Source organism: Amycolatopsis lurida (assembly GCF_900105055.1).
In the GTDB taxonomy this organism is placed as follows: domain Bacteria; phylum Actinomycetota; class Actinomycetes; order Mycobacteriales; family Pseudonocardiaceae; genus Amycolatopsis; species Amycolatopsis lurida.
Genome location: NZ_FNTA01000004.1, coordinates 4,120,300 through 4,140,418, shown reverse-complemented (window position 1 = coordinate 4,140,418; position 20,119 = coordinate 4,120,300). Strand labels below are relative to the sequence as shown.

18 protein-coding genes are annotated in these 20,119 nt (G+C 68.5%); 6 read left to right on the top strand and 12 right to left on the bottom strand.

Annotated elements, in window-relative coordinates; all coding sequences use genetic code 11:
- Window positions 1–54: 54 nt before the first annotated feature.
- A complete protein-coding gene (locus BLW75_RS24730) occupies window positions 55–1,062 on the bottom strand; it encodes a hypothetical protein (RefSeq protein WP_034314365.1) in 1,008 nt (335 codons plus the stop codon).
- A gap of 278 nt (window positions 1,063–1,340) precedes the next feature.
- Here BLW75_RS24730 and BLW75_RS24725 point away from each other — a divergent pair, with 278 nt between their 5' ends.
- From BLW75_RS24725 to BLW75_RS24715, 3 genes are read left to right on the top strand one after another with little or no spacing between them, the layout of a single operon-like run.
- Complete coding sequence (locus tag BLW75_RS24725) at window positions 1,341–2,537, top strand: AI-2E family transporter (protein WP_034314368.1); 1,197 nt, start codon at window positions 1,341–1,343, stop codon at window positions 2,535–2,537.
- Window positions 2,534–3,700, top strand: coding sequence for a MacS family sensor histidine kinase (gene macS, locus BLW75_RS24720; RefSeq protein WP_034314371.1), 1,167 nt, complete (start codon window positions 2,534–2,536; stop codon window positions 3,698–3,700). Before BLW75_RS24725 ends, macS begins: the two co-directional genes overlap by 4 nt.
- Window positions 3,697–4,356, top strand: a complete 660-nt coding sequence (locus tag BLW75_RS24715) for a response regulator (RefSeq protein WP_034314375.1) — start codon at window positions 3,697–3,699, stop codon at window positions 4,354–4,356. Before macS ends, BLW75_RS24715 begins: the two co-directional genes overlap by 4 nt.
- A 1-nt stretch (window position 4,357) precedes the next feature.
- Here the strand turns inward: BLW75_RS24715 and BLW75_RS24710 are convergent, their stop codons facing one another.
- Complete coding sequence (locus tag BLW75_RS24710; RefSeq protein WP_241783693.1) at window positions 4,358–5,389, bottom strand: hypothetical protein; 1,032 nt, start codon at window positions 5,387–5,389, stop codon at window positions 4,358–4,360.
- Window positions 5,390–5,473: 84 nt separating this feature from the next.
- Between BLW75_RS24710 and BLW75_RS24705 the strand changes: the two genes are divergently transcribed.
- On the top strand, window positions 5,474–6,136 hold the full coding sequence (locus tag BLW75_RS24705; RefSeq protein WP_034314380.1) for a DUF1707 SHOCT-like domain-containing protein: 663 nt from the start codon (window positions 5,474–5,476) through the stop codon (window positions 6,134–6,136).
- Here BLW75_RS24705 and BLW75_RS24700 read toward each other — a convergent pair.
- From BLW75_RS24700 to BLW75_RS24670, 7 genes are all read right to left on the bottom strand, one after another.
- Window positions 6,133–7,533, bottom strand: a complete 1,401-nt coding sequence (locus tag BLW75_RS24700; RefSeq protein WP_034314382.1) for an MFS transporter — start codon at window positions 7,531–7,533, stop codon at window positions 6,133–6,135. The two genes, BLW75_RS24705 and BLW75_RS24700, sit on opposite strands and share 4 nt — an antisense overlap.
- Window positions 7,534–7,627: 94 nt before the next feature.
- A complete protein-coding gene (ptsP, locus tag BLW75_RS24695) occupies window positions 7,628–9,262 on the bottom strand; it encodes a phosphoenolpyruvate--protein phosphotransferase (protein ID WP_034314384.1) in 1,635 nt (544 codons plus the stop codon).
- Window positions 9,263–9,330: 68 nt separating this feature from the next.
- Window positions 9,331–10,191 carry a ribokinase gene (locus BLW75_RS24690; protein ID WP_034314385.1) on the bottom strand — a complete coding sequence of 287 codons (861 nt, stop codon included), beginning with the start codon at window positions 10,189–10,191 and terminating at the stop codon, window positions 9,331–9,333.
- 311 nt (window positions 10,192–10,502) lie between these two features.
- Entirely contained in the window at window positions 10,503–11,651 is a 1,149-nt protein-coding gene (locus BLW75_RS24685) for a hypothetical protein (protein ID WP_034314389.1), read from the bottom strand.
- 29 nt (window positions 11,652–11,680) lie between these two features.
- Window positions 11,681–12,910 (bottom strand): WXG100 family type VII secretion target, encoded by a 1,230-nt coding sequence (locus BLW75_RS24680; RefSeq protein ID WP_034314391.1) that lies wholly within the window; start codon window positions 12,908–12,910, stop codon window positions 11,681–11,683.
- Window positions 12,911–12,913: 3 nt separating this feature from the next.
- On the bottom strand, window positions 12,914–13,231 hold the full coding sequence (locus BLW75_RS24675) for a hypothetical protein (protein ID WP_034314393.1): 318 nt from the start codon (window positions 13,229–13,231) through the stop codon (window positions 12,914–12,916).
- Window positions 13,232–13,255: 24 nt separating this feature from the next.
- Window positions 13,256–13,798 (bottom strand): YbaB/EbfC family nucleoid-associated protein, encoded by a 543-nt coding sequence (locus BLW75_RS24670; protein WP_034314395.1) that lies wholly within the window; start codon window positions 13,796–13,798, stop codon window positions 13,256–13,258.
- A 190-nt stretch (window positions 13,799–13,988) separates the two neighbouring features.
- Between BLW75_RS24670 and BLW75_RS24665 the strand changes: the two genes are divergently transcribed.
- Both BLW75_RS24665 and BLW75_RS24660 read left to right on the top strand, forming a co-directional pair.
- A complete protein-coding gene (locus tag BLW75_RS24665) occupies window positions 13,989–14,360 on the top strand; it encodes a hypothetical protein (RefSeq protein WP_034314398.1) in 372 nt (123 codons plus the stop codon).
- Between the two features lie 29 nt (window positions 14,361–14,389).
- Complete coding sequence (locus BLW75_RS24660) at window positions 14,390–15,109, top strand: TetR/AcrR family transcriptional regulator (RefSeq protein WP_034314401.1); 720 nt, start codon at window positions 14,390–14,392, stop codon at window positions 15,107–15,109.
- Here BLW75_RS24660 and BLW75_RS24655 read toward each other — a convergent pair whose 3' ends face one another.
- The 3 genes from BLW75_RS24655 to BLW75_RS24645 form a co-directional block, all read right to left on the bottom strand.
- Window positions 15,110–15,847, bottom strand: a complete 738-nt coding sequence (locus tag BLW75_RS24655; RefSeq protein WP_034314403.1) for an SDR family oxidoreductase — start codon at window positions 15,845–15,847, stop codon at window positions 15,110–15,112.
- An 89-nt stretch (window positions 15,848–15,936) separates the two neighbouring features.
- On the bottom strand, window positions 15,937–18,783 hold the full coding sequence (gene leuS, locus BLW75_RS24650) for a leucine--tRNA ligase (protein WP_091598287.1): 2,847 nt from the start codon (window positions 18,781–18,783) through the stop codon (window positions 15,937–15,939).
- Window positions 18,784–18,953: 170 nt separating this feature from the next.
- A complete protein-coding gene (locus tag BLW75_RS24645) occupies window positions 18,954–20,105 on the bottom strand; it encodes an esterase-like activity of phytase family protein (RefSeq protein WP_034323968.1) in 1,152 nt (383 codons plus the stop codon).
- Between the last annotated feature and the right edge of the window lie 14 nt (window positions 20,106–20,119).

The following is a 20,119-nucleotide window of genomic DNA, read 5'->3' as shown; positions in this document are numbered from 1 at the left end:
AAGCCCGGAATCGGGAGGCGTGAGGCGCGTCGGCTACCCCGCGGAGGGAGGTGTTCAGTCGGGAGTGACGCCGGGCTGCGAGCCCGGGGTGAGCGGCATGTACCGCGTGCCTGCCAGCGAGTAGCCGGTCAGGGAACGCTCGACGGCGGCGACGACCCAGGCGGGAACGCCGTGGGTCAGGCCGTCGAGGTGACCACCGGGGGCGGAGCCGCCGGGGACAGTCGGGAAGGAAGGCACGGCGGGAAGCGGCGCCGGGGTGATCGGACGCGGGAGGTCACCGCGGTGACCGTCACGTGCCGGAGCGTCCTCGACCTGATCGAAGGCACCGTGCTGCTGCACGAAGGCCGGCATCGGGAGGACGGTTTCAGCGGATGCGGGGAACTGGGTCGTCGCCAGCTGCGCGAAGTCGGTGACCTGCTCACCGGCGCCGATGGTGTCCAGCGGCGAGTTCGGGTCGACCGGACCGCCGGTGACCGGAAGCGCCGGGACGAGGTCGCCGTGTCCGTTCGGGTCGAGGAGGTCCCAGACCTTGCGGCCGAACTCGGGTGCCGGGGTGAACGTCTCGTCCAGTACCTGGCGGGTGTCCTGCGGCTTGCGCACGATGTGCTCGACCGCGCCGAGGGTCCGCTGGACCGGGGTGACCACCGAGTTGTCCGCGAAGTCGGAGACCGCGTCGCTGACGCGCGTCGAGACCTCGTGCCGGTCGGCGCGGATGTCGCCGCAGTGGTGCTTCGCGGAAGCGGATCCATTCTCGCCCGGCATCGACCACGTGGTGGCGTCCTGCTGCTTGTCGCCGCACATCGCACCGGCGACGTCACCCGCGAACTTCGACGCGCCGTGGGAGACGTCGGTCAAGCCCGCCGAGGTGGCGTCGGTGACCGGGGTGACGCTGGTTTCAGGAGCGGAGACCACCGGGGCGATGTCCGCGGAAGCCGAAGCGCCCGAAACGACCCACGCCGCGGCGGAACCGGCGACGGCGCCGCCGAGGACGAACAGCGCACGCGAAGCGAGACGGCCGAAGCGCGCCGCGCCCCGCCTCTCGTTCTTCGCCGCGTTCGTCACTCGGTCTCCTGTCGCGTCGGTGTGCCGTTCGGGGTTGTGGGACCGAGGTAAGCAAAGTGCGGAAGGCCCGCGCGACTTTGAATCACCTTGATGGCACGATCGTGTGAAGAACACACGGTGTAGCCCGAACTTACGATCAGTGATCACTGCTGGCGGAGCCCGGTTACTCCGGGGTCGAGCGGCAGGCGATGTGTCAAGCGTCGCATCGGGCGAATTCGACCCGTGCGCGTCGCCCGGAATGGCCGGGAAACGTCGTCTCGGACCGATACGGTGAGCGCGTGAGCGAGCCCCAGCGCAAACAGCCGGAATTCGACCCGGCGAACCCGTTCCTCTCCGAGTCCACCGAAGACGTGACCAGCCTGGTGCCCCGCGGCCTGCGGATCGGGGCCGCGTTGTCGTGGCGCTTCATCGTGGTGATCGCCGCGCTCTACGTCATCGTGTTCCTGATCGGCTACCTGTCGGTCGTCGTGATCCCGCTGTCGATCGCGTTGCTGCTCGCGGCGCTGCTCGCGCCGGCGGTCTCCAAGCTGACGACGCTGAGATTCCCTCGCGGGCTCGCGGCCGGGATAGTGCTGATCGCCGGGCTCGCCGTCCTCGGCGGGCTGCTGACGTTCGTCGTCGCGCAGTTCTCCTCCGGCCTGCCCGAACTGCAGAAGCAGCTGACGGAGAGCCTCAACCAGATCAAGGTCTGGCTCATCGACGGGCCACTGCACCTGCGCCAGGAGCAGATCCAGGAGTTCATCAACCAGGCGATCAGCTTCCTGCAGAACAACCAGGCGTCGATCACCACGACCGCGCTCACCACCGCGGGCACGGTCGGCGAGATCGTCACCGGCTTCATCCTGACGCTGTTCATCCTCATCTTCTTCCTCTCCGGCGGCGAGCAGATCTGGAAGTTCCTGGTCCTCGGTGTGCCGGGTCGCGTGCGCAATCGGGTCGACGTCGCCGGGCGGCGGGGATTCGCGTCGCTGGTCAGCTACGTGCGCGCGACGGCGGCGGTGGCCGTGGTCGACGCGGTCGGGATCGGCATCGGGCTGGCGATCGTCGGCGTGCCGCTGGTGATCCCGCTGGCGACGCTGGTGTTCCTCGGTGCCTTCATCCCGATCATCGGCGCCGTGATCGCGGGCGCGGTCGCGGTCCTGATCGCACTGGTGACGAAGGGCATCGTCGGCGCACTGATCGTGCTGGCCATCGTCATCGGTGTCATGCAGCTGGAAAGCCACGTGCTGCAGCCGATCCTGCTCGGCCGCGCGGTGAAGCTGCACCCGCTCGCCGTGGTGCTCGCGATCACCGCCGGTCTCGTCGCCGCCGGGATCGCCGGCGCGCTGCTCTCGGTGCCGCTGCTCGCGGTGCTCAACGCGGGGATCCGCTCGTTGCTGCACGAACGCGATCCCGATCCGGCCGAGATCGACGTCTTGAAGGATCAGGCGGCACAACCCAACGATGCCGAGAAAGCCGCCGAAGCCGAATCATGACCGAGACCCCGCTCTGGCGCGCCGTCTCGGCGCTCGGCACGCGGGACCCGGCCACTCCGCTGTGGCGCGGGGTGATCGTGCTTCGGGTGACGACGCTGCTCTTCGCGCTCGGCTCGTTCGTCGTCCATTACGACGGCTACGCGAACAAGTGGCTGGCGTGGACGTCGTTCGGCGTGATGACGGTGTGGACGGTCGTCAGCAGCGTGTTCTACGCGCGGCCGTCGAGCCGCTGGCCGTGGCTGGTGGGCGTCGATCTCGCGCTGACCGTCGCCCTCATGTTCACGTCGGCGTGGATCCTGACCACCGCGCAGTTCGACGCCAACATCCCGCTCATCACGACGGTGTGGGCGGCGGTCCCGCCCGCGGCCGCCGGCACGCGGTTCGGCGCGGTCGGCGGGGTGTTCGCCGGGCTGGTGGTCTCGGTGGTCACCGGGCTGGTGCGCTGGCGGTTCGACGTCGACGTCGCGCGGGACGGCTTCCTGCTGACCGCGAGCGGGTTCGTGATCGGTCTCGCCGCGACCATGGCCCGCCGGTCGGCGGACGCGCTGACCAGGGCGCTGCGGATGGAAGCCGCGACGGCCGAACGGGAGCGGCTCGCCCGCTCGATCCACGACAGCGTCCTCCAGGTGCTCGCGCGGGTGCGCAAACGCGGCGCCGAATTCGGCGGGGAAGCAGCCGAGCTGGCGAAACTGGCCGGTGAGCAGGAGATCGCGCTGCGCGCGCTGGTCACCACCGAGCCGACGCATCCGAGCGAGAACGGGACCACCGACCTCCGTGCCGCGCTGCAGCTGCTCGCGACACCGTCCGTGCAGGTCTCGACGCCCGCGGGCGAGGTCCAGCTGCCCGAGCACGTGACCACGGAACTGGTGGCCGTGGCGCGCGAGGCGCTGTCGAACGTCGAGAAGCACGCGGGCGAAGAGGCGCACGCCTGGGTGCTGCTGGAGGACCTCGGCACCGAGGTCGTCGTCAGCGTTCGCGACGACGGGCCGGGAATCGCGCCCGGCGTTTTGGAACGCGCGGCGGCCGAGGGACATCTAGGTATCGCGGAGTCCATCAAGGGACGCGTGCGGGATCTGGGCGGCAGTGCCGCCCTGGACACCGCGCCCGGCCAGGGCACGGAATGGGAAATCAAGGTTCCAGTCGCGGCGAGGGGAAAGCGATGACCGGTGAGGCTCAGGTCTCGGTGATGGTGGTCGACGATCATCCGATGTGGCGGGACGGGGTCGCGCGCGACCTGGCCGAACACGGTTTCGAAGTGCGGGCCACCGCGCCGGACGCGCCCGCGGCGGTGCGGATCGCGCGCACGGTCCGGCCCGACGTCGTGCTGATGGACCTCAACCTCGGTGAGACCTCGGGCGTCGACGCGACCCGCGAGATCACCTCGGAACTGCCGTCGACCAAGGTCCTGGTGCTGTCCGCGAGCGGCGAGCACAGCGACGTCCTCGAGGCGGTCAAGGCCGGGGCGTCCGGCTACCTGGTGAAATCGGCTTCGGCGAGCGAGCTGGTGGACGCGGTCAAGCGGACCGCGGCGGGCGACCCGGTGTTCACCGCCGGACTCGCCGGGCTCGTCCTCGGCGAATACCGCCGCATGGCCGACGCGCCGGACGACGGGCCCGCGCCGCCGCGGCTGACCGAACGCGAGACCGACGTCCTGCGCCTTGTCGCGAAGGGGATGACGGCGCGGCAGATCGCCGAGAAGCTCGTGCTGTCGCATCGGACGGTGGAGAACCACGTCCAGTCGACGCTGCGGAAACTCCAGCTGCACAACCGTGTCGAGCTGGCCCGGTATGCCATCGAGCACGGGTTGGACGAGGAGTAGCTCAGCCCTGGGCGACGGCCACCACCCGCTGGTTCCGTTCGGCGGGCAACGGGGTCTTGACGACGGTCCACCCCGGCCGGTCGAGTCGCCAGTTCGCGACGACGTCGGTCGCGATCACCAGGTCATCGGTCTCGGTCCACTCGATGGCGACCCGTTTGAGCTCGGTCGCGATCGGCATCGCGGGCGCGCGCGTCCAGGTCAGCGTGTCGAGGGCGAGCACCCAGACGTCGGCGGTCTGCGTCGCCGTCCCCGCCCAGGCGGGGTCGCCGAACAGCACGGCGACCTTGTAGCCGTCACGGCTCGGCACCACCATGCCGGGCGCGCCGTCGGCCACCGGCCGCTGGACCCGGGTCCGCTGGTCGCTGCGCAGGTCGAGCACGGAGAACTCGGTCAGCTCGGCGAGCAGCATCCGCTCCTTGGTGACCGCCAGCACGCGGGGGAACTGGTGCACGGCGCGGCCGGTGGCGGGATCGATCAGCACGTCCTCGGCACTGGCGGTCCCGCTGTTCACCGTGATCAGCAGTCCCTTCGGTACCTCTTGGCGCACGGCCGTCGTGCAGCTCGCCGGGCGGCCGCGATCGCGCTCCGCGCCGAGCAGGGACACGAATTGGAGGCGGCACAGGTCGTCGCCGTCGTCGCGGATCAGCCAGACACCGCTCTCGTCGGCCGACGGGGCGACGCTGCGGGCCTTGCCCAGCTTCCACGGCTGGTTCTTGAGGTCGCCGTACACGAGGACTTCGGACGGCTCCAGGCACGATGGCCCGCAGCGGGCGGCCGACAGCACGACCGGGAACTTGCCGACGCGGAGGACCTCGTTGACCCGGTCCCCACCCGGAGCGCCCGGAAGCGGGGTGGTGGCGCCGGTGGCGGGATCGAGCACCGACGGCGGCGACGTCGACATGACGAGCCGGAAACCGCTGTAGTCCACCGGGTCGCCGTGGAGCTTCGACGGTGGCGGCGTGGTCGGCGCCGGAGCAGGGGCGGGTGGCGGCGTGGCGCTCGTGCAGCCTGACAGCAGCAGGACAGCCGCCAACAGGGCGGCACAGGGGAGAAATGCGGGTCTGTTCAGGGTATTTCCCCGATCTCGCGCGTGAGATCCGGTTCTACCATTCCAGGCATGGGCGAGGAAGAGCAGCCGACGACCGAAACCAAGCCGTTGACCGGACGGGACATCCGGGTCTCCGACGCGGAGCGCGAACACGTCGTCGAGGTCCTGCAGAAGGCGATCGGCCTCGGGATGCTGAACCTCGACGAGTTCACCGAACGGACCGACCGCGCCCTCGCCTCCAAGACCCGCGGTGAACTGAACGCGGTGCTCACGGATCTGCCCGGCCTGGTGCATCCCGAAGCGGCGATGGCGCCGCGGCCGCAGCAGAACCCGTGGGCGCCGCCGAGGCAGCACGCCTACGCGCACCCGTCCGGACAGATCATGGAGCTCAACGGCAAGTACTCGGCGTTGCAGCGCGACGGGAACTGGCTGGTCCCCGAGTCGATGGTGATCCGGAACAAGTACGGCGCCACGAAACTGGACTTCTCCCAGGCCGAGATCCGACACCCGGTGGTGCATATCGAGCTGCAGGCCAAATGGGGCCCGGTGGAGATCACCATCCCCGAGAACGGCGCCGTCGACACCAACTCGATCACCGACATCAAGTTCGGCAACCTCGACGACCGGACGCGATCGAACGGCCGCCCCGGCACGCCCCGGTTCGTCATCACCGGGCGCGTGCACGGAGGATCGCTGATCATCAAGTACCCGCGGCGGGGTTTCTTCGGCTAGATGTGGCGCAGGTGCCGGAGCACGAAGTACGCGACCGCGGCCAGCACCAGCGCGGCCAGCCCGGACACCGCGTGCATCCCGCTGGCGAACGCGTCGTGCGCGGGGACCGCGTCGGCGAGCCGTGACCGGGTGACCGCGTTGCCCAGCGTCCCGACCGTCGCGATGCCCAGCGCGTAGCCGAACTCGTTGCCGGTCTGCGAAAGCGAGGCCGCCGAACCGGCCTTCTCCGGCGGCACGGACCCGACGACCAGATCCGTGCCCAGGGTGATCAGCGGGCCGCCGCACAGGCACGTGATGGCGAAGGCGATCGACGGGATCACCGGACCGGCGCCCGCCTCGACCTGCGTCAGCAGCAGGAATCCGGCGATCGCGCCGGCCAGGCCGGTGGCGATCAGCGTCGCGGGGCGGATGCGACGGGCCAGGATCGGCGCGCCGAGGAAGCTGATGGTCGAGGCGAGCATGCCCGGCAGCAACGCCAGCGCGGCGCCGACCGGCGAAAGCTCCAGCACGATCTGGAAGAACTGCGCGACGAAGAGCATGGTCGTCCCGCCCAACATGGTGAACGCGCACATCCCGCCGATCGCCGTGGTGAACGCGCGGGCGCGGAACAGCGTCAGGTCGATCAGCGGATCCTGGAGGATTCGCTGGCGCCGCACGAACACCACGCCGAAGGACAGGCCGATCAGCAGTGAGGCCACCGGCACCACGTGCACACCCTCGCGGGCGAGTTCCTTGATGCCGTAGACCGCGGGCAGGATCGTGACCAGCGAAAGCGCGACGCTCACCAGATCGAGGCGGCCGGCGTTCTCGTTGCGGTACTCGGGCAGCAGCTTCGGGCCGACCACGAGCAACAGGACCATCGCCGGGACGCCTAGCAGGAACACCGAGCCCCACCAGAAGTGCTCCAGCAGCACGCCGCCGACCATCGGCCCGACGATCGCGCCGACGGTGAAGCAGCCCGCCCAGATGCCGATCGCGAGGGAACGCTGGCGGGTGTCGGTGAACAGGTTGCTGATCAGGGCGAGCGTCGACGGCGCCAGCGTCGCACCGGCGATCCCGAGCAGCGCGCGGGCGGCGATGAGCATCAGCGCGCTCGTCGAGAACGCGGCGAGCACGGAGGCCAGCCCGAACGCCGTGGCACCGATGAGCAGGAGTTTCCGGCGGCCGATGCGGTCGCCGAGGGTGCCCATGGTGACCATGAACCCGGCGATCATGAAGCCGTAGACGTCCATGATCCACAGCTGCTGCGTGCTGTCGGCGCCGAGGCTCTGGCTGAGCTTCGGCAGCGCGAGGATCAGCACGAAGACGTCGAGGGAGACCAGGAAGGTGGGGAGGGCCAGCACGGCCAGCCCGACCCATTCCCGGCGTCCGGCCCGCGTCGGGGTCATGGTGGTCATGGTCGGCGCCCTTTCGTCGCTTCGGTGTCTTCACCTAGGCGTCGAAGCGGTGGACCGGATTTCGACATGCCCCTTGGGGATCAGGGGACCTTTGCTATCGCTTCGCGGCGGCCTGCCGGGCGGCGACCGGGTCCGAGGTGGCCAAGACGGCCTCGGCCAGCGACTCGCATTCGGCCAGCGTCGTGGCCGCCAGGCTCGCACCGACCGCGCGCACGGCGGGCGCGTTCATCGAGAGGCTGGTGAGACCGAGCCCGGCCAGCACGAGCGCGAGCCTCGGGTCGGCGGCGGCCTCACCGCAGACACCGGCGGGCTTGCCGGTGTCCTTCGCGGCCTGGCCGATGACCTTCAGCAGGCGCAGGAGCCCGGGCTGCCACGGGTCGTTGAGCTTGGCGACCGCGCCGAGCTGGCGATCCGCGGCGAAGGTGTACTGCGCGAGGTCGTTGGTGCCGACGGAGACGAAATCGACCACGTCGAGGATCTCGCGGGCGGTCAGCGCGGCGGCCGGGATCTCGATCATCACGCCCACGCGGGCGATTCCGGCGGCGCGGGCGCGCTCGGCGAACCAGGCGGCCTCGTCGGCGGTGGCGACCATCGGGGCCATCACCGAAACCTCGGCTCCGGAGTCCTGCGCGGCACCCGCGATGGCCTCGAGCTGGCGCGCGAGGATCTCGGGCCGGTCGAAAGCGACACGAAGCCCGCGTACGCCGAGCGCCGGATTGGGTTCGTCTTCGGGCTCCAGGAACGCGAGAGGCTTGTCGGCGCCCGCGTCGAGGGTGCGGACGACGACCGGCTTGCCGCGGAACGGCGTGAGCACGGCGGTGTAGGCCTTGCGCTGCTCTTCGACGCTCGGCTCGGCGGACGCGTCGAGATAGCAGAACTCGGTGCGGAAGAGACCGACGCCTTCCGCGCCCGCCTCGGCGGCGGCCTGGGCGTCGGTGGCGGAACCGACGTTGCCGAGCACCTTCACCCGGTGGCCGTCGGACGTCGCGCCGGTGCCGCCCCACTCGATCGCGCCGGTCTTGGCGGCCGTGACGACCTCGGCGTTCGGGTCCGCGACCTCGACGACCCCGGTGTCACCGTCCACCGCAAGCGCTTGCGCGTCGAGCGCGAGGAGGCCGCGGACCGCGACGACGGCGGGAATGCCGAGCGCGCGGGCGAGGATCGCGGTGTGGCTGGTGGGGCCGCCCTCTTCGGTGACGAGCGCGAGCACCTTGTCCGGGTCGAGACCCGCGGTGTCGGCGGGCGCGAGGTCGCGGGCGACGAGCACGCTCGGCGAGTCCAGGTCCGGAACGCCGGGAGGCGCGATGCCGAGCAGCTCGGCGATGAGCCGGTCACGCACGTCGAGGACGTCGCGGGCGCGCTCGGCCATGTAGCCGCCCGCGGCGGCGAGCGCGTCGGCGAACTTGCCCGCCGCCTGGTGCACCGCACGCGGCGCGGGCAGGTTCTTGTCCTTGACCAGCTGCTCCGCCGAGGAGACGAGCGCCGGGTCGGCCGCCATCGCCGCGGTGGTGATGAGGATCGTCGCGGCCTCACCCGTCGCCGTCTCGGCGAGCTTTTCGAGCCTGCCCGCCACGATCTGCGCGGCCGGGGCGATCCGGGCGGCCTCGGCGGCGGGATCGGCCGGTGCCGGCGTGCTCGCGGGTTCGCCGAGCGGCTCGGCGACCCGGACGACAGGACCGCTCGCGCGGCCGGGACTGACGGCGACCCCGGACAGTGACTCAGACGGCATGGTCTAGACCATATCTCATAGGCGGCGTGACCTGACTCATAGCCGACAGCACAACACAGACCCGGACATCATTCCAGTTCGGATGCCGTCGGATAGGACGGCTGCGCGCCCTGCCGGGTCACGGTGATCGCCGCCACCTTCACCGCCCTGCGTGCGGCGTCGGCCAGCTTCTCGCCCTTCGCGAGCGACGTGGCGAGCGCCCCCGCGAAAGCGTCCCCGGCACCCGTGGTGTCGACGGCCTCGACCTTCGGCGACGGCACCTCCGTCACCCCGTCCGAGGTCACCACCGCCGCACCCTTCGCGCCGAGCGTCACGACGGCGGCTTTCGGACCGAGGTCGAGCAGTTTCGGGAAGTCCGCCTCGCCGCCGAGCAGGAAGGCCGCCTCGTGCTCGTTGACCAGCAGGACGTCGAGACCCCGCAGCGTCTCCGCGGAAAGCTCGGCCGCCGGCGAGAGGTTCAGCAACGTCTTCACGCCGCTTTCGACGGCTTTCGCGACGGCGTGCTCGACGGTTTCGAGCGGGATCTCCAGCGACAACACCACGACCTCGGCGCCGTCGAGGTCGACGTCCTCGGGCCGCAGGGCCGAATTGGCGCCAGGCGAGACGAGGATGGAGTTCTCGCCGTCGGGCGTGACCGTGATGTACGCGATCCCCGTCGGACGCTCGCTCGTGCGCAGCGAGCCCGTGTCCACCCCGGACTCGGCCAGCGACCGCTTGAGCAACTCGCCGTACGGGTCGTCGCCGACCGCCCCGAGCAGCGCGACGTCGGCCCCGAGCCTGGCCGCGGCGACCGCCGTGTTGGCGCCTTTGCCACCCGGCGACAAGATCGTGTCGCCACCGAGTACGGTTTCGCCACCACCTGGCCGCCGGTCGACCGGGACGACGAGATCGGCATTGGCGGACCCGATGACCAGCACCTGAGAAGTCATGGAGGAAACGATGCCATGACCAGCAGTTGTCCGGTCATGACCCTTCCCCCGGCGAAGATGTGAAGAACTTTGTAACTTTCTCGGCGCGTAGTGCGACAATCAGGCGAGCAGCGGAACGCCGTCACTCTTTCGGGGGATAACCTTCCCCCGGACGTCACTTCGGCGATCACGCCCGCTCTTGAGATGCGTTGCCGCGTCCACGCGGTGACGTTGCCCCGATCCCGGCCGGTGCCGGGAAGAGGGCATCGGGTCGCCGGCGTCGATCACGTAGCCCCCCGAGTGATCGGCGCCGGCGGCGCCCCGTTTCGCTTTCAGCGTGACGCCGCCGTCTCCCGGAACTCCACGCGCTCGGACCTTCGCATGCTGCGCTCGAACTCGCGTCGCGCGTTCACGCTGAACGGCCGCGCCAACCGGTACCAACCACCGGCGAGACTGCCGGACTCGGCGTCGTACGGGTTGCTTCTGGTCAATTCAGTCAACTGCGGATGGCGAATCGCGAACATGTCCGAGCCCGGCAGAAAGTCCAAGTAGGTGGAGCCGTGGTCGACTCCCCACCGGACGGCATCTATCTCGTGCCACCACACTCCGACGAAGGTCCCGTACGTCCGGAAGTAGAAGCCACGTGGCCTGAGCTCGAGTACGACTTTTCGCTTCTTGTCGTGCGTCCCACCCTCGAGCCCTTCGACCACCATCGTCACCGCGAAGAGCACGAAGAGCACCACAAGCGCACCAACGCGCACTGAGGTGCCTTCGGTTGCGGCAGCGACCACCAAGGCAGTGACCTCGATCATCAGGGACACGAACCGGAAGACCCACAGTTTGCGCTTGTCCCAGCCGTTCACATGGATCTTCACCACGTCGTCCACGACGTCGAGATCTTCCTCGCGGGCGGTCTCCACCACCGGTTCGTCGGGCACAGGCCGCACGGCGGTGTTGTCGTCCTCGATCGCGACATCGACGCGCTTCACGAGAAAGGGCAGAAGCCGCTCCACATCACGCGGCCTGAGGTCGACATCCGCGACTTGAAGGTCGCCATCGGGCTCACGGGCAAACCCCGCGTCCAATGCGTCGAAACCCGCCCCGGGGCGAATGACCAGCTTGAACTCGTCCGTTGCGGTGCGGTGTGGTGAATACTCTCGGAACTCGAGGCTCAGAATGACCTGGGCGATATTTTCCCACCGAGCGCTCCAGGCCACCACGCCGCCCTTGATCCGCCTGATCCCGGCCGGATCGAAGATCAGCTCGTCGGCAGGCGGGGGAGTCCGGTAGTTACGGAACTCGATTGTCCCGCAGTAGATGAACACGGCACAGAGCACACCGGCGACGATGCGCACCGCCAACTGGTAGTCGCTGACCACGGCGATCGTCATGACCGCGGTCAAGGTGGCGAACAGAACTACCAGTACCAAATGACCGAAGACTCCAGGCGTTCTCGAGATCACCAACCGGTCATCGGCCACTTTGTGTTCCCCTCATGTCGTTCAAAGCCCTACAGAGAGCCGGAGATTCGCTGTCCACCCTGTTGCTCGAAGATCGGCGGCTCAGCTGCGACGTCCTCTGGAGCGGATTTCTGGGGTGCGCCTGCCGCGCTGTACGGCCCCATGACCCCAGCCGGAGGCGACGCCTTTTTACTCGGCGGTTCCTCCTCCTCACCGAAAGTGTCATCTACCGTCTCATCGATCTTTTTCCCAAGGGCCTTACGTTTCTCCTTGGTGAGGTTCGCCTGAAAGTCCTCGCCGTACTTGTCCTTGAGACGACCGGCCATGTTTTCTTTCACCTGGGCAAGGTTTTCGGTGAGGCTCTTATCCTTGGACGTATCCTCCAAACCGAATATGTGCTTGCGAGACTCAGGAAGGTCCTTCCTCGCCTCGGCGACCTTCGACGCGAAGGTCGTGTCGCCGGCACCGTCGACAGCCTTCTTTCCGCTGCCGGTGAACTTCTTCAGCGCTTTCGGAGTCAGGGCGTCCTTGATCTTGTCGAAGCCATCCGTGAGACGCTTGAAGAGCCCCTTCGCCTTGTCGAACGCCTTGGTCAGCTTCTTGATCCAACCGACGCACCTCTGTGCGTAACTGATGGCCTTGGGAGTTCCCTCCGCTGCGATGCCGACAGGCATCGCAGGCCCTGGGTAGCGCATCGCGATGCTCACGAGCTTTCCTAGGCACTCGGAGATCAAGTCACGGACGATGGTTCGCACGACCGCGAGGATCATCTTGCATACGCTGACCAGAGTCCCGATGGAGTTCGCACCCGAGGCGATGCCCGCATACAGATCGGCCCGATTCTTGGCGAAGGCCCGATAGGCGTCCGCGGCTTCGCCGGTCCAGTTCGCGCTTTCGCGGTCGACGGCCTTGCCCAGGTCTTCGCTGACCGACTCGAGTTCCTTGCCGATGTTCTCCCAGGTCCCGATCATGTTGTCCAAGGCGACCTGATCACCGACGAGCCAATCGAGTGGTTCACGGAGAAACGGGACGTGCTCGATGATCCAACCGAACGCCGACGCCGCCAGGGTCCCGATGGGATCGGCGACGAGGTCGGCCAGGCCCATCGCCCCGTTGGCGAGATTCGCCAGCCCTTCCGCCCAGTCTCCACTGGCGATCTTGGCACCGGTGTCCCAGAAGTCTTGGAGGATTCCCGCGCCTTCGAGTGAGCTCTCGTCCTGCGCGGCGTCTGTCTTGATCAGCGGATTGGGGCCTGGAGCCGCGACGGGTGTTTCTGCCATCGGTCAGTCCTCCACTTTGAAGAGGCTCTTGAACTCGTCCTCCTGCATTTGCTTCCTTTGCTGCCAGGTGTGCACACGATCGGCATGGTCGGCCGAAGCTTCGACGGCCGACTCGATCGCGCTCCGCGCCAGGCTCTGCACAGTGGCGCAAATCGCAGCGAGGGGGATTCCGACCAGGCCGAACGCTTCGTCGCCCATGGCCGCGTCCGCAGCAGATCCCGTCATCGCGACTCGTTGCCCCAGATAGTCGATCGTGTTGCGATGCGCGGCGAGCTCCGCGGGATCGACCTTGAAATCTTCACTACCTTGTGGCTGCCCCATGGTTTCCCTCCCTCAAGAACCCGCTCAGCGCAGGAAGTCGCCGCCGGTGAAGTAGTCGTCCTCGTGGTCCGTCTGCTGCCTGCGCGCGGCACGCGGCGGCGCGGGAGGGGCCGGAGGAGCGGGCGGCTTTGGGGCAGGAGGAGGAGCGTCGAGTTCGTCTTCGGCGACGAAGCGGTCGTCCTCGTCCGCCTCCTGGTGGCCGCCTTCGACGTAGCCCGTCGGTTCGGGTTCCGGGTACTCGTTGTGCAGCTGGTTGACCAGCTCGTTCATGGTCTCGGTGCCCGCGATGGACGGCACGCCGGTCTGCATCGCGCCCGCGAGTTTGCTCTGCGCACTCTGGACGACGCGGAGGATCTCCTGGGCGAGCGCGGGGTTGTCCCGCACGGACGGGCCGATCTCCAGGCCGACGAGGTTCCCCGCGTGGTTGACCTTGACCGAGATCTGGCCGTCCTTGCTGCGTTCGGACACCGAGACGCTTTCGATCTCGGTGCGCATCTGATTCGCCTTTCGCTGGGCGTCGGCCAGTTTGGCCTCGAAATCAGCGAAGAGCTGCTCAGGGTTCGACACGCGAACCTCCCCTGTTCACGTCGTAGCCGTTCGGCGACCGAGTGTGGCATACGCGTCTGACATCGGGGAACGTTTGGCGGACATCCGCAGCCCGGTCGTGTGGATCACCACAGCGGCCTCCGGTTTTCCCTACCCGATTCGACGGCTTACCCGATGTTCTCGCAGGTCAGCGGCTCCTAGCGTAGCGAGCATGACGATTTCGGACTGGAAACGCGCGATCTACGCATTCCTCGTGCTTCCGGGCTACCTCGGGGGTGCGAAGGTCCAGCGCGGGCTGGCGCGGCGCTGGCTCGGGCAGGAGGGCGGGTCCCGGCCGCGGTTCGTGGCTGCCTTCGGTCCGAGCGCGGTGGCGTTCCTGCTCGCGTCGCTGCTCTTCTATCTCGTCGGGCGCATCGCGACCTACGGGCTCTTCTGGACGGGGAGCGACCCCGAGGGCACGTGGGGCGGGCCGACGCTGGCGGGCGCGTGGATCGTGCACTTCCTCATCGCCGCCGGGATGGCCATTCCGCTCTTCCTCGCGCTCCGGCCGCTCACGAGGCTTCAGGCTCGCCTTCTGGGGTAATCCCCGTACTGACCACCTAGAATGCCCGGATGACCAACCCCAGCCGCAGGGGCCGCGAGCGGGCGGCGACCGATCAGGACATCCGCCGGACGGCGCGGGCACTCCTGGTCGAGCAGGGCCCGGAGGCCGTGACCCTGCGGGCCATCGCGCGCGAGCTCGGCATCACGGCGCCGGCGTTGTACCGCTACTACGGTTCCCGTGACGATCTGGTCGAGCATCTTCGCGCGGACGTCGTCGCGGATCTGGCTGCCGGGCTCGCCGAGGACATCGCGCAGTTGCCGGACGAGGGCGCGTTGCAGCTTTTCGCCATCTGCAAGGGATTCCGGCGGTGGGCGCTCACGCACACCAAGGAGTTCACGCTGGTCTTCGCGTCGCCTTCGGGCGACGACACGTTGAGCAGGCTGGACGAGCCGTTCGGGCGGATCTTCCTCGCGGCGGCGGGGCGGGTGCTCGCGATGCACGACCTGGTGACGCCGTCGAACGACGTGGTCCCCGCCGAGCTGCGCGACGATCTCACGTCCTTCCAGGAAGAACTGCTCGCCGTGCTGAAGGAGTCCGGGGCGACGTTCCCGCTCGAAAAGCTCGACCTCGGCGTGACGTACCTGATGATCCAGTTCTGGGCCCGGCTCTACGGGCACGTCACGCTCGAGGTCTTCGGCAATTATCCGATCCCGTTCTCGAAACCGGACGTCCTCTTCGAGGCGATGCTGGCCGATCTCGCGCGCGAGATCGGCCTGTCCACCGAGTAGCTACGCCGCGTGCCCGCCGTCGACCGAGACGGTCGAGCCGGTCACGTACTTGCTTTCCGTCCGCGCCAGGAACGACACGGTGGCGGCGACCTCCGACGGCGAACCGTAGCGGTCGAACGCGGTCAGGCTGCGCTGGTCCGCGGCGTACGGGCCGTCGGCCGGGTTCATGTCGGTGTCGGTCGGGCCGGGGTGGACGATGTTCACGGTGATGCCGCGCGGCCCCAATTCCCTGGCCAGCCCCTTGGTCATGCCCAGCAGGGCGGTCTTGCTCACCGCGTACAGCGACATCCCGGGTCCGGGCACGCGGTCCGAGATACAACTGCCGATGGTGATCACGCGCCCGCCGTCACCCAGGTGCCGGGCCGCGGCCTGCGTGGCCACGTAGACACCGCGGACGTTGACCGTGAGCACGCGGTCGATGTCCTCCAGGCTCGTCTGGTCCAGCGGGCCGACGAAGCCGACGCCTCCGTTGTTGACCAGCACATCGAGCCTGCCGAACTCGGCGACCGTCGTGTCGACCGCGGAAACCACGGCCGCTGCGTCGGCGCTGTCGGCCTGGATCGCCAGCGCGCGGCGGCCGAGCGCCTTTATCTTGTCCACGACACCGGCCGCGAGTTCGGCGTTGTTCTGATAGGTGAGTGCGACGTCGGCGCCGTCCTCGGCGAGCCGGATCGCGGTGGCGGCACCGATCCCGCGGCTGCCGCCGGTCACCAAAGCCACCTTGCCGTCGAGGGTCATGGGGTGTTCTCCGTTCGATTTCGTTGTCCTTGAACAACTCCATCGAATCGCCTCATGACCCTCGACGCTGGCGGCTATCGGCCACGGCGCTACAGCACGATGTTGACCAACCGTCCGGGCACGACGATCACCTTGCGCGGCGTGCCGTCGCCGACCAGTGCGGCGACCTTTTCGTCGGCCAGCGCGGCCGCCTGCACGGCGTCCTTGCCCGCGTCGGCGGGCACGGTGACCCGCGAGCGCACCTTGCCGTTGACCTGGATCGGGTACTCCACGGAGTCCTCGACCAGGTACTTCTCGTCGACGACCGGGAACGGCCCGTGCACCAGGGAATCCGCGTGACCCAGCCGCTTCCACAGCTCCTCGGCCAGGTGGGGGGCCAGCGGCGCCAGCATCAGCACCAGCGGCTCCACCAGTTCCCGCGGCGTGGCCTCGGCCGAACCGTAGGTCTTGGTGACGTAGTTGTTCAGCTCGATCAGCTTCGCGCCGGCCGTGTTGAACCGCATCTCCGCGTAGTCCTCGCGGACCCCGGCGACCGTCTTGTGCAGCTGCTTGCGGTCCTCGTCGGTCGCGTCCACAGTGGACACACGCAGCTCGCCGGTCTCCTCGTTGACGACCAGGCGCCACAGCCGCTGCAGGAAACGTTGCGCGCCGACGACATCCTTCGTCGCCCACGGCCTCGAAACGTCCAGCGGACCCATCGACATCTCGTAGAAGCGGAAGGTGTCGGCGCCGTAGTCGGTCGACATCTGGTCAGGCGTCACGACATTCTTCAGGCTCTTGCCCATCTTGCCGTATTCCTGCTTGACCTCTTCGTCGCCGAAGAAGAACTTGCCGTCCCGCTCCTCGACCTGATCGGCCTGGACGTACACGCCGCGTGCGTCCGTGTAGGCGTAGGCCTGGACGTAGCCCTGGTTGAACAGTTTCCGGTACGGCTCCTGCGACGACACGTGGCCCAGGTCGAACAGCACCTTGTGCCAGAACCGCGAATACAGCAGGTGCAGCACCGCGTGCTCGACACCGCCGACGTACAGGTCCGTGCCGCCGGGGTCGTCGACGCCGTGTTCGGCGGGACGCGGGCCGACCCAGTAGGACTCGTTCTCCGGCGCGACGAACACGTCCGGATTGGTCGGGTCCAGGTACCGCAGCTGGTACCAGCAGGAACCCGCCCAGTTCGGCATCGTGTTGATGTCGCGGCGGTAGGTCTTCTTGCCCTGCCCCAGATCCAGCTCGACCTCGACCCAGTCGGTCGCGCGCGCCAGCGGCGAGGACGGCGTGCTGTCCCGGTCCTCCGGGTCGAAGGTCACCGGCGAGTAGTCGGCGACCTCGGGCAGTTCGACCGGCAGCATGCTGTCCGGCAGCGGGTGGACCTGGCCGTCCTCGTCGTAGACGACCGGGAACGGCTCGCCCCAGTAGCGCTGGCGCGAGAACAGCCAGTCGCGCAGCTTGTACTGGACGGTGCCGCGGCCGTGGCCGTTCTCCTCCAGCCAGCCGATCATCGTCTTCTTGGCCTCGTCGACGCCCATGCCGTCCAGGAACCCCGAATTGATCGCGGGCCCGTCGCCGGTGAACGCCTTGCCATCGAAGCCTTCCGACGGCTGGACGGTCCGGATGATCTCCAGGCCGAACTTCTCGGCGAACTCCCAGTCACGGGTGTCCTGGCCGGGGACCGCCATGATCGCGCCGGTGCCGTAGCCCATCAGCACGTAGTCGGCGACGAAGACCGGGATCTCCTTGCCGTCGGCCGGGTTCACCGCGTAGGAGCCGGTGAAGACGCCGGTCTTCTCCTTGCTCTCCTGACGGTCCAATTCGGACTTCCGCGCCGCCGCCGCACGGTAGGCGGCGATCGCTTCGGCGGGTGTCGCCGCGTCACCGGTCCAGCGGGCGTCGACGCCTTCCGGCCAGGTGGCGGCGGTCAGCTCGTCGACCAGCGGGTGTTCGGGCGCGACCACCAGATACGTGGCGCCGAACAGGGTGTCGGGGCGGGTGGTGAAGACCTCGATCTTCTGCTCGCCCGCCTCGAACGACACGCGCGCACCGTGCGAACGGCCGATCCAGTTGCGCTGCATGGACTTGACCTTCTCGGGCCAGTCCAGCAGGTCCAGGTCGTCGACCAGCCGGTCGGCGTAGGCGGTGATCCGCATCATCCATTGACGCAGGTTGCGGCGGAAGACCGGGAAGTTGCCGCGCTCACTGCGGCCGTCGGAGGTGACCTCTTCGTTCGACAGCACCGTGCCCAGGCCGGGGCACCAGTTCACCGGCGCCTCGGACAGGTAGACCAGGCGATGCGAGTCGATGATCTTCAGCTGCTCGGCGCGGGTCAGCTCGCACCAGTTACGGCCGTCGGGAGTGCGGCGCTTGTCCTGCGCGTACTCGGTCTCCAGTTCGACGATCGGCCGGGCCTTGCCCGCCTTCTCGTCGTACCAGGAGTTGTAGATCTGCAGGAAGATCCACTGGGTCCACTTGTAGTAGTCCGGATCGATCGTCGAGATCCGGCGACGTTCGTCGTGACCCAGGCCCAGGCGCCGGATCTGGCGCAGGTAGGTCTCCATGTTCTCTTCGGTCGTCTTGCGCGGGTGCTGCCCCGTCTGCACCGCGTACTGCTCGGCGGGCAGGCCGAAGGCGTCGAAGCCCATCGTGTGCAGCACGTTGCGGCCGATCATGCGGTGGTACCGCGCGAAGACGTCGGTCGCGATGAAGCCCAGCGGGTGCCCGACGTGCAGACCGGCGCCCGACGGGTACGGGAACATGTCCTGGACGAACAGCTTGTCCGACGGGACCTCCCCGCTCTCGTCCGCGAGCGGGCCCACCGGGTTCGGCGCGTGGTAGGTGCCGTGGTCGGACCAGTAGTCCTGCCAGCGCTGCTCGATCTGGCCCGCCAGCTCCGCGGTGTAGCGGTGCTGAGGTGCCGCGTCGGCGCCTTCGCTCGCCTGGTTCATCGCCGAAATCCTCCGTGCTCATCCACGTCAAGCCACTCCAGAAACAACTCGACCCCTCAGCCCGGAGGGCATGAGGGGTCGCCGCGCTGGTCCCGGCCGTTCGGCCGAGTTCAGCGCGGCAGGCTAAGGAGCAGCCGAGCCGTGTCCATGAGTCCAGTTTAACGCGCTGGTCAAAGCCGTTCCGAGGGGACCGCCAGAGCGATGAACTGGGTCACCTGCGTCGCGGAGAAGTTGTTGTCGCTGACCAGTACCAGGCTGCGCTCGCCGTTCGGGAGCCGCGGCCCCCAGGTCATCCCCTCGACGTTGTCCACAGTGGACAACTTGAAGTCCGCCAGGTCCGCGAGCAGGCGCTTCTTGACCGGCTTGACCTTCTTCGCGTCAGCCAGCGACGGCGTCTTCAGGACGTTCGTGGCGCCCTTGGTGTCGATCTCGTAGATGCGGACCTTGTTGCCGACGCCGGTGACGAACGAACGCTCCATCACCAGGTAGCGCGTCGGATCGGCCTGGTCGACGGCCAGCAGCGACGAGATGCCGGTGGTCGCGAACGCGCCGGGCGGGTTCGGCGACGCGAAGACCTTCTCCTGCGGGTACGCGTACTGCGCGAGGACCGGCCCGAACCGCGACTGAAGCGTGATGCGCGAAAGGGCACCTGACGTGGTGTTCGCCTCCGGGCCGTCCTGCAGCAACGGGCCCTCCGCCGAACTGGCGACCAGCGACCCGAAGCCCGCGTACGTGAGGCCTTCGAGAGCGAGGTTCTGCCGCGGCCCCGTCGTCTCGGTCATCTTCTCGTTGGCGGGAATCGGCAGGTCACGGACGTAGGAGCCGTCGCGCTCCGCCTCGCGGATGGACGGGTCGATCCGGGCCGCCGCCGAGCGCTCGCCTTCCTGGGACCAGACGTACCGGCCGGTCCAGGGGTCGACACGCAGCTCTTCGGGGTCGATGGTCTGCATGTTCGGCGGCTGCGCGGGGTCGTTCTTCGCCAGCGGCGGGTACGTCGTGCCGTCGGGACGCAGGAGCGGCTTGGTGCCGGTGAAGGTGACCGGGCCGAGTCCCTTGGCGTCGAGGGAGAACTTCGCCGTGTAGAACCGCGCCGGGTTGAGGGCGGACCGGTCGTCGCAGATCAGCGCGTACTCGCCGGTGCGGGGGTCGAAATCGATGCTGGACAGGCCGCCGACGACGGTGCCCTCGTAGGACAGGGCGTTCGGGACGATCTGCTCCCCGAGCAGGCGAAGCGGACGGTGACCCGCTTCGGCGGCGGGTGCGGCCATCAGGGTGAGGGGGACGGCCCCGATCAGGGCGGCACTGAGAACTCGGCGTGACATGGCCTGTAGCACAG